1 protein-coding gene is annotated in these 269 nt (G+C 73.2%); it reads right to left on the bottom strand.

Annotated features, from left to right (window positions below; all coding sequences use genetic code 11):
- The coding region (locus tag AC2FB1_RS11195; protein WP_490675282.1) for a hypothetical protein at nt 1-269 on the bottom strand (269 nt) is incomplete at both ends.

The raw sequence follows: 269 nt of genomic DNA, 5'->3' as shown, positions 1-269 counted from the left end.
CAGCCCGGTGCGTGGCAGGCGCGCAGCTTCGCCCCGTCTTCGATGAGCAGGGCGGTGCCCTGGCTCGCGACCTCGGCCAGCGCCGCCTGGATCGGCGAGGCGTCGCTGTGCTTCACGGCGATGAATGAGTCGCCGGACGCCTCGAGGTGCGTGGCGGCGCGGCGGTCCGCGGTGCGGTTCAGTACGGTGACGGCCCGGTCGAGGTCGGAGATCGCGGATGCTGCTGCCGGTCGGTGGTCGTCGGTGAGGTGTGCGGCGAGGCGCCGAAG

It is taken from the genome of Staphylococcus sp. CoH_129_LAB_1 (assembly GCF_058191515.1).
The sequence above is the reverse complement of the archived record's forward strand: the minus strand, read 5'-3'. Positions and strand labels throughout refer to the sequence as shown.